Below are 12,899 nucleotides of genomic sequence, written 5' to 3' on the forward strand. Positions count from 1 at the left end.
ACAGCCGCGTCAGGTGTATTTACTGTTTCTTGAACTGGTAAAACAGGTTCGGCTCACTGACCACATACAGGTTGCCATCACTGTCCATCGTCATGCCTTCGGCCTGAGGTGCGCTGTCCTTCATGTCGCTAATACCACCGCGCAGTGAACGAGTGCTGACAAAATTCCCGTCCTGATCCAGTTCGGTGATGGACTTCGATTGATCACTCAGAATCAGCATGTGGCCAGTGGCAGCGTCGTAGTAGCCATCAGACAAATCCCTGGCAAAGACACTGCGATCGACCCACGAAGTAAGGTCAGCCACTTTGATCTTCAGTGGCGCCCCTATCGAATTAATCATCCCGGTGACTTCAAACAGCTGACGGGGATCCCGTTCCTTGATGGCGAACAATCGGTCATGTTCAGCATCGTAGGTCACACCCTCAAACCCTTTGTTTGTATTGGTAAGATTGATCGCCAGGCTGATGAATTGAGTGTCATCGGCTTTGATCGGGCGAACCTCTGTCGGCAGGGTGACCACATTGAGTCGTTGCAGGTCTTCGTCGGCTACCACCACACGGCCGTGACCCAGGTAGGCCAAGCCTTCGGTGTCTTTAAAACCCTCCAGCGGGTAGCGACTGACGATATCGCCAGCCTTGCTCAGTACCAACAACTCCATTGGCGTGTTGTTGGTGATGGCCAGCAGGCGATTCTGATCGTAGTCGTACGTGATGCCTGAGAGATTCCTCAGCGTGCTTTCCACCACCTTTCCATCAATGACCACCTTGTAGTCAGGTAACCAGATGTTCTGACCAGGCGCCGTGTCTCCTGCCCAGGCAGTGCGTAACTGAGCGTAGATCTGCTGATGTATGAAATAGCGTGACGATGCGGTATAGGCCAACACGAGCACGATCAACAATAACGCTGCGCCAATCCACTTCGGTGTAGCGAGAGCCGGTAGCCCACGCGCTGTTTTCCCTGCAACTGAAATCACTGCATCAATCTCCAGGCAATACGAGGTAACCAGGCCGCTGACGGCCTGGTGATCAAATCAAGGAATTACAGGGGGCTGGTGTGCCAGCTGAAGCGGTACACGTTGGTTGGCGGTGCCGGGCGGCAACTACCGTTATCGGCGTCGGCACCGACCAGGAACCACTGCGCGCGCGACGTTTCGCCTAATTTACGAGCCTTGTCTGCCTGGAAGCAGCGCTCAAGTTCACTGGCGGGTACCAGTGCATAGGCCTTGGGATGCTCATGCAACCATAAGGCAGCCTGGTCGATCTTCGATCCGCTAAGGAAGCCAAAGTGGATAATTGGCTGCTTCGCGAACAACCAGTGCCCTTCGCGCCAATTGACAAGCACCAGATCGGCACCTTGGGTCAGTGCGGCGGTCTCGTTCATCAGCGTTTCATGTGGATTGCGACCTTCCTTGTGAGCTTCGACAAAACCGCGAGCAAACCAGAGGCAGAACCACAGGATCGCTACTGCTGTGAAAATCTTGCGCCCCATGGGGCGCTGGCCGAACCAGCGGCGAAGCAACCAAGGCACCAAGGGGGCAGCAACCAAGGCCAGGCCTGGCAGCGCCGGGTAGATGTACAACTTGCGTTTGCCGGTGCTCAAGCAGAAGAACAGCACCACGAGAATGACCCAGCCCAGCAATACCAGCACACGCCCGTCGTGCTTGAGCAGTTGCCGGCGCCACGCCGGTACCAGCCAGGGCAAGGCGAGGAACATCGGCAGCCAATACTGCGGGATTACCTTGACGAAAAAGTACCAGAACGGTTCACGGTGATCCCATGCACTGGCGTAGCGATGAGCGGTTTGGCGTAACAGAATTTCCTTGATATAGGCCAGCTCTGCAGCATTGCCGCTCGACAGCGCCGTTACCACCAAAGGTACTAGCCAGACTGCAATGGCCAGCAGCATGACCAGCAACCCCAGCCACCAGCGTCGCCCTTGCCCAGGCATGGCAACCACACCCTTCCAGCCCTTGCTGACGGCATAGGCGTAGGGGATCAACATGAGCGCGGGGACAAAGCCGACCCCTTTACTGATCACCCCGAAGCCCATCGCCGCACAGCCCAGGTAGAACCAGCCCCAGGCGGGACCAAGCAAAAGATGACGAACCAGGCCGTACATGCCCAGCGCCACCCACAAGCATAAAAAGCTGTCGATCTGGCCAGTACGCAGAATACTGTAGGTCTGGTAGGTGGCAAGGAAGAGCAGGGCAGCAATGCGGCCGACGCGGCGGTTCCACAAACGACGCCCGAGATCATGCAGCACTACCGTGGCGGTGACCGCCGAAAGTAGCCCGGGCAAGTACAATGCGACCTTTGGCAGGCCCGTCAACCAGGTGAAGAACGCAACCGCCCACATGAACAACGGCGGTTTATCTGGATAGATTTCAGCGGCACGATGTGGAATGAACCAGGAACCGCTTTGCAGCATTTCCAGAGCCACACCAAGAAAGCGCTCTTCGTCGACATTCATTGGTTGACGCAAGCCGAGGCCGGCGCCCACCAGTACAAGGGCTAGCAGGGCAAACGCGAGGCGTTCAGTCCTGTGGGAGGTGAACATACGCACCAGGCTTATTCCTTAAGCGTTTTGTTACGTGCAATCAGCTGCAGATTGCGCAAGTAGACGATGAAGCCGAAGGCTTGACCGGCGATGAAAACCGGGTCTTGCCGGTAGATCGCATACACCAGCAGCAGTGCACTGCCAAGAATGCTCAAGTACCAGAACCCCACAGGAATCAGGCTGCGTTTTTTGACTTCGCTATAGATCCACTGAAGCAAAAAGCGCCCGGTAAAGACAGCCTGCCCGGTAAACCCCAGAATGAGCCAGAGTGTTTCCCGAGTAATGTTCATACATCCACCTCTTGGGGGGTGGCGTCGAAACGGGTACGGCGGATTAGCCACCAGACACCCAGCAGGTCAAGAATCCCCACCAGTGCACGGTCCAGGTTGCCGTACTTCGAGGTCCCGGCCTGGCGATGGCGGTGATTGACTGGATGCACCAGCATTCGGCCTTTATTGCGCTGGATAAGTGCTGGCAGGTAACGGTGCATATGATCGAAGTAGGGCAGGCGCAAGAACGCTGCCCGCTCTATCAGCTTGAGCCCGCAACCGGTGTCTGGCGTAGCGTCCTTGAGCATGCGGCTGCGCAGGCCATTGGCGAATCGCGAAGCCCAGCGCTTGCTGGCTGTATCACGACGGTTCACCCGGTGTCCTGCAACGAGTTTGATGCCGTCGGCATCGCCTTCGCTGCCACGAACCAATGCGATCATGCTTGGGATATCGGCGGGGTCATTCTGGCCGTCGCCGTCGAGCGTCACCAGCCAGTGCCCATGCGCGGCCTGAGCGGCGTTATAGATCGAAGTGCTCTGCCCGAGCGAACTCGCCTGATGCAAGATTCTCAACTGATCGAAACCGCTGCTTTTCAGGTTGCGCAGTTTTTCCAGCGTGTTGTCGGTACTACCATCGTCGACCACGATAATCTCGTACGCTTCGCCATCGAGAGCTGCACGAATCTCGTGCAGCAAAGGTGGTAGATTTGCCGCTTCATTCTTTGCTGGAATCAGCACAGAGATGTAAATGTTCTTGCTCATGACGCTCCCGCAACTATTTCTATGGTGTTGTGCCTTGCCTAGACTCGGTAATAGTTTCGGTACCACCTCACAAATTCAGCGACGCCCGTTTGAACTGTAACGGAAGGCGAAAAATCGACCCATTTGGCCAACGCCGAAACATCAGCCCAGGTTTTTTCAACATCGCCTGCCTGCATGGGCAATAAGTTGCGTTTTGCCTTGATACCCAGAGCGGACTCAAGGCACTCAACGAAGTCCAGAAGCTTTACCGGCTGACCGCGGCCGATGTTGTAAAGCTTGCTAGGAACGGCCGGTGCGACGGCGTCCTTCTCTGGCGACTGCCACGACGGAGGTCTTAACCGAAGGCGTACGATGCTCTCGACAATGTCATCGACGTAGGTAAAGTCGCGCGACATATTTCCGTCGTTGTAGATATCGATTGGCTGGTTTTCGAGGATCGCCCGGGTAAATTTGAACAGCGCCATATCTGGACGCCCCCACGGCCCGTAGACCGTAAAGAAGCGCAAGCCACTGGCCTGAATACCAAACAAGTGAGAGTAACTGTGAGCCATCAGCTCATTGGCGCGCTTGCTGGCGGCATACAGCGAAACCGGGTGATCGACGGCATCTTCGATACAGAACGGTAGCTTGTCGTTCGAGCCATAGACCGAGCTGCTCGAGGCGTAGATCAAATGCCGGGGCATGTGATATCGACAGGCTTCGAGCACATTCAGGAAGCCAACCAGATTGGACGAGCCGTATGCATCCGGATTATCCAGGGAATAGCGGACCCCCGCCTGCGCAGCCAGGTGTATGACCTCGCTGAAGGCGTGCGCTTCGAACAAGGCGAGCAATGCTGGCTTGTCGACGATGTCCATGGTTTGAAAACGGAAGTTTTTAAACCCGGATAATGCCTTCAACCGGTCACGCTTGAGCTCAACGCTGTAGTAGTCATTGAGGTTGTCGATACCTAGAACATCGACACCTTGCTCGCACAAGCGTTTAGCCGTGTGGAAGCCGATAAAACCTGCTGCGCCTGTAATCAGTACCGTCATTCGCTGTCCACCCGCCCACGCCCTATGCCGTAGTAGGCAAGGCCTGCGGCGGCCATGTGCTCGGGGTCAAACAGGTTCCTGCCGTCAAACACCACCCGGTCAGCAAGCAGTTGGGGAACCTGCTCCAGGTCAAGCACGCGGAAATCCTGCCATTCGGTGACGATCACCAACGCATCGGCACCTTGCAATGTGCCTTCCTTGGATGACATCAACTGCAAGTCAGAGCGTTGGCCATAATGACGCTCAAACTCCTGCATCGCTTGAGGATCATGGGCCTGAACCCGCGCACCGGCCTTCCACAAGGCTTCCAGCAACACGCGACTGGAGGCTTCACGAATGTCATCAGTGTTGGGTTTGAACGCAAGCCCCCACACCGCGAAGACCTTGCCGCGCAGTTCGTTGCGATAATGGCGCTGTATCTTTTCGAACAAGCGGTGCTTCTGTCGCTGATTGACCGCGTCTACGGCGCGCAACAGTTGGGTGTCGAAATCCACGAGTTCGGCTGTTTTCTGCAAGGCTGAGAGATCCTTGGGGAAACAGGAACCGCCAAAGCCGCAGCCGGGGTAGATGAAGTCGTAACCAATTCGCGAGTCGGAACCGATGCCACGTCTGACCATCTCGATATCGGCACCCAAATGCTCCGCCAGATTGGCCATCTCGTTGATGAAGGAGATTTTCGTGGCGAGCATGCAGTTAGCGGCGTACTTGGTGAGTTCGGCGCTGCGCGCATCCATCTCGATGATTTTTTCGCGATTCCGGCTGAACGGTTGGTAAAGCTCGCGAATCAATTCAATGGTGGCAGGTTGTGCGCCCCCAATAATGATGCGCTCAGGTCGCATGCAATCATTGACGGCGGAGCCCTCCTTGAGAAACTCGGGGTTGCTGACCACTTCAAAACGTAGCGCGCTGCCGTTGGATCGATCGGCAATCATGCTCTTGATCCGGTCGACGGTGCCTACAGGAGAGGTCGATTTATTGATAATGACCTTGTCGTGTGTGGCGTAAGCCATCAGTGTTTCGACCACCGCGAAAACGTTGCGCAGGTCTGCACTGCCGTCCTCACGGGGAGGGGTGCCCACTGCAATAAAGACGATGTCGGCAAAGGCAGTGGCCAACGCGGCGTCCGTGGTGAACTGCAGCCGCCCTGACGCGAGGTTTTTTTCCAACAAAGCTGGGAGACCGGGCTCGAAAATAGGGCAGTGCCCTTCAAGCAGAGAAGCTATCCGCTGCTCGTCGACATCCACACAGCACACCGAATGCCCGACTTCGGCAAGGCATGCAGCTTGTGTAAGACCGACGTAGCCGGTTCCAAAAACAGTGACCTTCATCCTTTGCTATTCCTTATCGAAACGCATGCTATACACCTGGTAGCAGGCAGGCCGAGATGCTTTGCGAGAGCTCTGAAAAAAAATGTCACAAATTTGTTAAAATTTTGTTATTGCACCAAATTAATCCAGAAATACAGGAATGCCGCTCAGCCTTGCAGGGCAAGCTGCGGTTCGCGGTAAACGGCTGGATGTTTGGCTGAAAGAGGCTAGTCGATACAGTGATTACGGCCAGTTTCGCAGAACTGGAAATTCGCTTGTGAAGGGGGCGCCTGGGCCAAGAGCCCATAGATAGGCCTGCTTGTGGATGAATAGGATTGCTCGAGACGGAAAAGGCGTACCGCAGAAGCCGGCCATCGAAACAGGAGGGAAGAGCACTCAGGGCTTGCGTAACGCGCGCGCAGGGTCCCTCGGCTGGAAGGCCGTTGATCGTTAAGGTGGAATTTTTCGCCAAGCCTTCGTACAGCATGCTCAATCACCTTGATCTGCAATGTCCGCCATTTGGGCGTCGGTGACGGCCTGCCGTCGCATTGCATTTCTTGTTTTTATTGTTGGGCCGATAGACCCATGCCTCATCATCCGTCGAACCTCAGCCTAGAGCGTTATGGCTGCGCCGGAGTTGTGCTACATCAGGTTTTCGCATGCTACCTAGCGGTTGAGGAAAATTCCAGCGCAGGAAGACCCGAAACAAAGTGCAACACGCGTAGGGCAAGGGCCTGCACGGAGGAGGGTGTGGCCGTGCCAGGCTTAAGAAGAACGCAGGGTTTCTTACCGTAATAGACTTATAGTTATACGGTTCTTGTTGTATATTCTTACGAATAATAACCAGCGACTATCACGTGATGAGAGAACCAGAAAGGCGCGCTACTGCTCTAGCGTTGTACCCAGAGGACACACAAGAAGCGGCGGCCTTGCTGAAGCAAGCTGTACCCCTGATGATGCGTCACAGCATCCCTACCAACCCTGTGCACTACGCGCTTTGGTATACGTACTGTAGAGGGCAGGAGCCCGAGCTCAATCACCAACTGGATCGGCTTGTCCTGGAGGAAGGCGGTTTCCCCGCAGAGTCCGCCACCAAGCTTTTTCGCGACTTCATCATTCGAGACGAGTTGGAAGAGGCCCGCGCCGGGCAACAGCAAGCTATCGACCTCGTTGACGACATGGAGCGTGACGTCTCGCATAGCGTAAAGGTTAACCTGAACTTCCAGGCCAGCCTGGAGCATTGCATTGAGATGCTTGATGAACCAATCGCCTTGCCCAGCATACTGAGCGAGTTGCAACAGAGCACCCAGCTCATACAGGATCAACAGGCGCTTTTTCTCGGCCAGCTGCGCGCGGCCCAAAACGAGATCACCAGTCTGCGAGCAAAGCTTGAACGCGTTCAACTCGCGGCTACGGTCGACAGCCTGACACAGGTATTCAACCGAAACACCTTCACACGTTTGCTGGAGCAAGCACTGAGCAAAGGGCCTGATGGCGTAGCATTGGTCATGCTGGACATTGACCACTTCAAGCAGTTCAACGACCAGTACGGGCATCCACTAGGTGATCGCGTACTGCAGCATGTTGGCCAACTACTCCGCAACGCCCTTCCTCCTCATGGCGTAGCGGCGCGCTATGGCGGCGAAGAATTCTGCGTCATCCTGCAACGATGTGCCGATATTGATAGCGTCTATGCCTTTGCCGAGCAGTTGCGCCTGAAAATCCGAACGCTGCGAATCAAGACACGGAGCACAGATGAATTGCTCGACACCGTGACCGCATCATTCGGCGTTGCCTTTGCCGAAAGTGATGACAGCGTGGAGAGTCTTATCACGCGTGCCGACGATGCTCTGTACCGTGCCAAGCGCAATGGCCGTAACCAGGTACAGTGACATTAGCGAGGGGCTGTCAACAGGGCAGGGTGGCGAGTTGCACCTGCCCTATGTCAGCCGCTTTATCGTGGCGTCTGCAGCATGAAGGCTACACGCCGTCCGGGATCTTCGATTGCATCATTTTTCTTCGATCCAGTCTTCTACCGTCCACAATGAACGTGCCATCCCCCACAGCATGAAGCGTTCGCTGCTCTTTGCGTGAACTGTCGAAGTATGCGGCGATGCCTTCAAGGACAACGATGTTGTATTTTTCGACGATATCAATGACCTTGCATTCGATATTCGCCACGCACTCTTTAATCAAGGGCGCCCTAACATGCTTTCCTTTCACTGGCGTTAGCCCGAACGTTGCAAATTTGTTGGTGTCGGCGCCACTGCAGGTTCCAATACCCACAACATGATCAATCAGATCCACCGTAGGAATTGAAATCACGCACGCCCTGGATTTACTGAGCGCGGCGTATGAGTAGTTCCAAGGCCCCGTGGTGATCGCAATGATCGGCGTAAAGTCAACCACCATGGTCCACGAGAGGGTCATTATATTGTTCTTCTCACCCTCATTCGTGGTAACGAAAACAACCGGACCTGATTCGATCAGCGTGAACGCTTTACTGATGTTCATCTTTTCCATCACGTTGCGCTCACTCCAGCGTTTTTTTAGATCTGCCGTCGAGGGTGACGCCATGACGCAGTACGTCAATACAGAATTCCGCTTCATAAGGCGGAACGTTGCATTCGACAATATCATGGGCAGCGACTTGTAGATGTACACCGACAATATCGGCATGGACTGGTTGTTGACAGACATGCCGGTCGACCAGTACTGCAGTGTAGATCCGGCGAGCACCGAGTTGCGCGAGATAAGCGCAGGTACGCAGGAGCGAGTGGCCTTCAAAAAGCACATCATCGACAATCAACAAGGTGTTACCCGCGAGGTCTAGCGCACCCAGAAGCGGGTTTTCGGTCAATTGCGTGTGGGTATGCAGCACTTTCAGGTCATCGGCATAGCGCTTGACCTTCAGCGGATACAGCGGCAGTTCCGGCAGGCCGGTCTGACATGACAGAAGTCGTTGTAAACGCTGGGCCAGGGGCTCACCACGGCGCTGGATACCGATCAGTACGGCTTGAGTAGGCGGCAACAGCGCAGCAGCCTGTCTTGCCATCGCCTGCAATATGCAATCGAGTTCATCACTGTCGTACAAACGCAACCGCTGACCCGAAGGTGTGATCGGCATGGCACGCTCCCGTTGAGGGCGACAGATTGATCATAGCCCAAGGGGGTGGTGTTGCTTTGGCGATTTCCCATGAAGTAAGGGTAGGGTTAGTAGTGGGGTGAATCACCGGTGATTCATAATTTGGCGTACCCGATGGGTCAGGGAGCTTCTACCTATACATCGCCGTAAATATCTTCGATCTGCTGCCCCTGAAGGACCTGTATTGGCTAAGTGCCAGATCAGAGAGGCGAGGACTGCTAATGCGCAGGAAAATCCGCCTTGGCGGCGATGGACCTTCTTCAGCCCCATCAACGGCAGGCGGATGTAAACGGTTTCCGCGGGCTACTGAATCAGCGGCACGCCACTGAGCTTCTGCAACTGGTCGAAGTCGATATCGGCACAGATCTCTAGCACTTTCAGTCCATCGGACGTCACTTCCAGCACGGCCAGGTCGGTGTAGATGCGGCTGACGCAACCGATGCCGGTCAGGGGGTACGTGCACTCGGGCACGAGCTTGCTTTCGCCTGACTTGGTCAGGTGGTCCATCATCACGAACACCTGGCGGGCGCCTGTGGCGAGGTCCATCGCGCCGCCTACGGCCGGGATTGAACCTTCGGCGCCGGTGTGCCAGTTGGCAAGATCGCCCTTGACCGACACTTGGAAGGCGCCCAGTACGGCGATGTCAAGGTGGCCGCCACGCATCATCGAGAAGGAATCGGCGTGGTGGAAGTAGGCGCCACCGGTGAGCAGGGTCACGTGCTGCTTGCCTGCGTTGATCAGGTCATCGTCTTCCTCGCCTGGAGCGGGGCTCGGGCCCATGCCCAGTAGACCGTTCTCGCTGTGCAGGAATACTTCCTTGTCGCCCAGGTAGTTGGCCACCAGGGTCGGTGCGCCGATGCCCAGGTTTACGTACGCGCCTTCCTGGATGTCTGCAGCCACGCGCTGGGCCATCTCGGTGCGGGAGAACTTTTTGGTGATGGTCATGGCAGGCCTCAGACAGCTTTGGCGATCGAAGAAGCGGCAGCGCCGGTGACGGCGACCACGCGCTGGACAAAGATACCCGGGGTGATGATGTGTTCCGGGTCCAGCTCACCGAGTTCGACGATCTGGTCGACCTGGGCGATGGCAGTCTTGGCGGCCATGGCCATGATCGGGCCGAAGTTGCGGGCGGCCTTGCGGTAGATCAGGTTGCCCCAACGGTCACCCTTGTGCGCCTTGATCAGCGCGAAGTCGGCGTGCAGCGGCATTTCCAGAACGTACTGGCGGCCGTCGATTTCTCGGGTTTCCTTGCCCTCGGCAAGCAGGGTGCCGTAGCCGGTCGGCGAGAAGAAGGCACCGATGCCTGAGCCCGCAGCGCGGATACGCTCGGCCAGGTTACCTTGCGGTACCACTTCCAGCTCGATCTTGCCGGCTCGGTACAGTTCGTCGAACACGTAGGAGTCCGACTGGCGCGGGAAGGAGCAGACCACCTTACGTACGCTGCCCGCCTTGAGCAGAGCAGCAAGACCGACCTCACCGTTGCCGGCATTGTTGCTGATGATGGTCAGGTCGCGGGTACCGGTGGCGATCAGGGCATCGATCAGCTCAGACGGCATGCCGGCAGTGCCAAAGCCACCGACCATGATGGTCGAACCGTCGGTGATCCCTTCCACCGCGCTGGCGATGGACTCAAACGTTTTATTAATCAAAGCGAGCTCCTGGTTTTCCTGGAGTGTGAGTTGTCAAGCTGGCCCTCGCGCTGCGAAGCGGTGGGCCAATCAGCACCTAGGAAGTATTTGGTGACTGCGCAATAGCGTGCCGCAAGATTGGGCACAAGTAGAGAGACCTAAACGGATGTTGTGCGGTTATCGAACTGTTGTGCGAGATGCGACCATCAGATAGTGCCTGGAGAGCACAGGCAGCCGAGAACGCTTGGCTATGCTGGTTTCCCAGCGGCATTTACGGACAAGGGGCGGTAGCGAAGTATCACCTGAAGGCCATAGAACCCATGCGGGCTGGCATCTTGGGGCGGCAGGTCACCTAGTCACAGATGGCGGTTGAGGAGGAGGTTTTATGGGGCTAATTAACGCCCGGAATGTATTAATTCGCTTAAAGGTAAACGCTGTGAACCACCATAGAGCCGAGATAAGGCAGCGTGCGGTTTTCGCGGACTAATCGATGGGGCGATTTATAACTCGACTAAATAGTCATTTAGTCGAGTTATAACCTGATCGAATATTTAAAGGGTAGGGTACTGCAATAACGCTAAAGTTTGAAGCCTCTTGCGTGAGCCCTGTCCTGAAGCTTTGACTGAATGCCATCCCCTCAGAGAGCCCGTAATACTCGCATGAAGCTACATTTGCAGCCCTGGAGAGCTTCACGCTGCGGCTCGATATCTGGCAAAAGCACTGGCTGAGTATGATTTACGCAGCCAAAAAGGAATTAGAGATGCGTTGTACACGCCGCTTGATGAGGTGTATTGGCGGGAAGATCAGGCTATAAAAAGTGCGCCGAATGATCAGGTGTTGAGTCAGAAAATAGCTCTAGCAAGGGAGCTTCGTCGGCAGCATTTTAACGAACCTGAGCGTGGACCAGGTGGAGCCCGTCACGCTGTCATCAACGCTATCCGGCATGCTTGGCTGGTCTGCCATGAAGGTTCCAGCTCTGTTAACTACGCGCGGCAAACCGACTCCAGCGGCGACCACTGTGGGCCACTGCATGATTTCATTCGGTCTTTAACTGAGCTTCTACGAACCGCACGGAACATAGATGGGCTGCACCGTGAAATTCGGTCGCTCGATCTTCAAATAATACAGCTCATGACAGTTGCTATCCGTTTGCATGACGCTGTAACCGTTCATGGCCAGTGTGAGCGTAATGATATGGTGAGCCTGGCTTCAAATCTGACCAACCTCGGTCCCGGTAGCTCCATACGAAGGTACTTATAATGTATATTATGTTAAATAGTGTTTCTGGGCTGCGACGCCTTCTTTGTCTGCGTTTCGTAATCCCTGGACGGTAATTTTCCAAACTCGGACGCTTCGATCGAAGGAAACTCAAAGCCCTGCCCTTGTCTGCGCCACGCACAAGAACGTGCGCATGTTCTCCATGGCGCTGCCTCAAAAAACGACGGAAGCCTGTGTAATTCAATGAGTCATGACGGCCCCCACGTTGACCCTCAAAAAATACTACGCTATAAACACCCACAGTTTCTATTGTGCCTGACGCTTACCTCCAATCTCTTGATGCCAGATTCCATGACCGATACAGCCAAGCCGATCAAAAGCGCCAAGCCACGAAGCCGCTCATCCATCGGCGCTGTGCGCAGCCCTCAAAGCACCGAAGCGATTCTTGATGCGGCAACTGCCATCCTCAAGGAAAAGGGGTACAAAGCCTTCACCATGGACGCATTGGTAGAGCGTGCAGGCTCCAGCAAACCCACCATCTATAGATGGTGGCGCAGTAAAGGCGCATTACTGCGCGATGTATATGAGCGTGCAGCTGTCACGTTCGTTACATCCCCCAATACCGGAAACCTCGAGCAAGACCTGATCGAGCACTTGCGATCCTTGTGGGTGTGGTGGCGCTCATCCAGTGCTGGCGAGACGCTGCGCAGTGTGTTTATCGAAATTCAACTCGACATCGAAGCCATCGAGGAGTTTCGTACAGCCTTTCTTCCCCGCCGCGAGCGAACGCTGCGGAAAATTTTTGCCAGAGCTGTGAGCAGAGGTGAAATCGTCGAAGGGCCGGCCATTGATGCTGCCGTAGCAATGCTGACCGGGACATCCTGGTTGCACTTGGTCACCGCAAATCTGGACAACCTGGAAGACATCGATCGTTCGGTTGCACTTATTGTACGAGGTCTTCGCATCGGCTGAACCTTACGG

The 12,899-nt window shown here is 55.5% G+C and carries 12 protein-coding genes; 2 read left to right on the forward strand and 10 right to left on the reverse strand.

Annotated elements, in window-relative coordinates; all coding sequences use genetic code 11:
* Positions 1-19 precede the first annotated feature (19 nt).
* The 6 genes from ACZ9H3_RS04105 to ACZ9H3_RS04130 form a co-directional block, all read right to left on the reverse strand.
* Complete coding sequence (locus tag ACZ9H3_RS04105; RefSeq protein WP_476219733.1) at positions 20-898, reverse strand: SdiA-regulated domain-containing protein; 879 nt, start codon at positions 896-898, stop codon at positions 20-22.
* A gap of 140 nt (positions 899-1,038) precedes the next feature.
* The gene (locus ACZ9H3_RS04110; RefSeq protein WP_256587988.1) at positions 1,039-2,556 is read right to left on the reverse strand and encodes an ArnT family glycosyltransferase; all 1,518 of its coding nucleotides are present in this window, start codon (positions 2,554-2,556) and stop codon (positions 1,039-1,041) included.
* An 11-nt stretch (positions 2,557-2,567) separates the two neighbouring features.
* A complete protein-coding gene (locus ACZ9H3_RS04115) occupies positions 2,568-2,846 on the reverse strand; it encodes a lipid-A-disaccharide synthase N-terminal domain-containing protein (RefSeq protein WP_099774808.1) in 279 nt (92 codons plus the stop codon).
* A complete protein-coding gene (locus tag ACZ9H3_RS04120) occupies positions 2,843-3,586 on the reverse strand; it encodes a glycosyltransferase (RefSeq protein ID WP_476219736.1) in 744 nt (247 codons plus the stop codon). The genes ACZ9H3_RS04115 and ACZ9H3_RS04120 overlap by 4 nt, the downstream gene beginning before the upstream one ends.
* Before the next feature lie 38 nt (positions 3,587-3,624).
* Positions 3,625-4,620: an NAD-dependent epimerase gene (locus ACZ9H3_RS04125; RefSeq protein WP_099774811.1), complete on the reverse strand. Its 996-nt coding sequence runs from the start codon at positions 4,618-4,620 to the stop codon at positions 3,625-3,627.
* Positions 4,617-5,948, reverse strand: coding sequence for a UDP-glucose dehydrogenase family protein (locus tag ACZ9H3_RS04130; protein ID WP_476219738.1), 1,332 nt, complete (start codon positions 5,946-5,948; stop codon positions 4,617-4,619). The genes ACZ9H3_RS04125 and ACZ9H3_RS04130 overlap by 4 nt, the downstream gene beginning before the upstream one ends.
* A gap of 839 nt (positions 5,949-6,787) precedes the next feature.
* Here ACZ9H3_RS04130 and ACZ9H3_RS04135 point away from each other — a divergent pair.
* A complete protein-coding gene (locus ACZ9H3_RS04135; protein ID WP_065757766.1) occupies positions 6,788-7,819 on the forward strand; it encodes a GGDEF domain-containing protein in 1,032 nt (343 codons plus the stop codon).
* A gap of 88 nt (positions 7,820-7,907) precedes the next feature.
* On the opposite strand, the gene ACZ9H3_RS04140 is transcribed toward ACZ9H3_RS04135, so the two are convergent.
* The 4 genes from ACZ9H3_RS04140 to ACZ9H3_RS04155 all read right to left on the reverse strand — a co-directional run bounded on the left by ACZ9H3_RS04140 (position 7,908) and on the right by ACZ9H3_RS04155 (position 10,721).
* Positions 7,908-8,450 carry a flavin reductase family protein gene (locus tag ACZ9H3_RS04140; protein ID WP_102052331.1) on the reverse strand — a complete coding sequence of 181 codons (543 nt, stop codon included), beginning with the start codon at positions 8,448-8,450 and terminating at the stop codon, positions 7,908-7,910.
* Between the two features lie 10 nt (positions 8,451-8,460).
* Positions 8,461-9,054 (reverse strand): phosphoribosyltransferase family protein, encoded by a 594-nt coding sequence (locus ACZ9H3_RS04145; protein ID WP_476219741.1) that lies wholly within the window; start codon positions 9,052-9,054, stop codon positions 8,461-8,463.
* A 321-nt stretch (positions 9,055-9,375) separates the two neighbouring features.
* Entirely contained in the window at positions 9,376-10,017 is a 642-nt protein-coding gene (locus tag ACZ9H3_RS04150) for a 3-oxoacid CoA-transferase subunit B (RefSeq protein ID WP_099774821.1), read from the reverse strand.
* An 8-nt stretch (positions 10,018-10,025) separates the two neighbouring features.
* A complete protein-coding gene (locus ACZ9H3_RS04155; RefSeq protein WP_065757762.1) occupies positions 10,026-10,721 on the reverse strand; it encodes a 3-oxoacid CoA-transferase subunit A in 696 nt (231 codons plus the stop codon).
* Positions 10,722-12,269: 1,548 nt separating this feature from the next.
* Between ACZ9H3_RS04155 and ACZ9H3_RS04160 the strand changes: the two genes are divergently transcribed.
* Positions 12,270-12,890 (forward strand): TetR/AcrR family transcriptional regulator, encoded by a 621-nt coding sequence (locus ACZ9H3_RS04160; protein ID WP_476219744.1) that lies wholly within the window; start codon positions 12,270-12,272, stop codon positions 12,888-12,890.
* The last annotated feature ends 9 nt before the right edge of the window (positions 12,891-12,899 follow it).

Source organism: Pseudomonas sp. TE3910 (assembly GCF_056279025.1).

What these genes read in the sequence shown, in the direction of transcription:
- ACZ9H3_RS04130 (WP_476219738.1), bottom strand. Translation starts at nt 5,948, where the DNA reads ATGAAGGTCACTGTTTTTGGAACCGGCTACGTCGGTCTTACACAAGCT.
- ACZ9H3_RS04160 (WP_476219744.1), top strand. Translation starts at nt 12,270, where the DNA reads ATGACCGATACAGCCAAGCCGATCAAAAGCGCCAAGCCACGAAGCCGC.
- ACZ9H3_RS04140 (WP_102052331.1), bottom strand. Translation starts at nt 8,450, where the DNA reads ATGGAAAAGATGAACATCAGTAAAGCGTTCACGCTGATCGAATCAGGT.
- ACZ9H3_RS04135 (WP_065757766.1), top strand. Translation starts at nt 6,788, where the DNA reads ATGAGAGAACCAGAAAGGCGCGCTACTGCTCTAGCGTTGTACCCAGAG.
- ACZ9H3_RS04110 (WP_256587988.1), bottom strand. Translation starts at nt 2,556, where the DNA reads ATGTTCACCTCCCACAGGACTGAACGCCTCGCGTTTGCCCTGCTAGCC.
- ACZ9H3_RS04115 (WP_099774808.1), bottom strand. Translation starts at nt 2,846, where the DNA reads ATGAACATTACTCGGGAAACACTCTGGCTCATTCTGGGGTTTACCGGG.
- ACZ9H3_RS04120 (WP_476219736.1), bottom strand. Translation starts at nt 3,586, where the DNA reads ATGAGCAAGAACATTTACATCTCTGTGCTGATTCCAGCAAAGAATGAA.
- ACZ9H3_RS04145 (WP_476219741.1), bottom strand. Translation starts at nt 9,054, where the DNA reads ATGCCGATCACACCTTCGGGTCAGCGGTTGCGTTTGTACGACAGTGAT.
- ACZ9H3_RS04150 (WP_099774821.1), bottom strand. Translation starts at nt 10,017, where the DNA reads ATGACCATCACCAAAAAGTTCTCCCGCACCGAGATGGCCCAGCGCGTG.
- ACZ9H3_RS04125 (WP_099774811.1), bottom strand. Translation starts at nt 4,620, where the DNA reads ATGACGGTACTGATTACAGGCGCAGCAGGTTTTATCGGCTTCCACACG.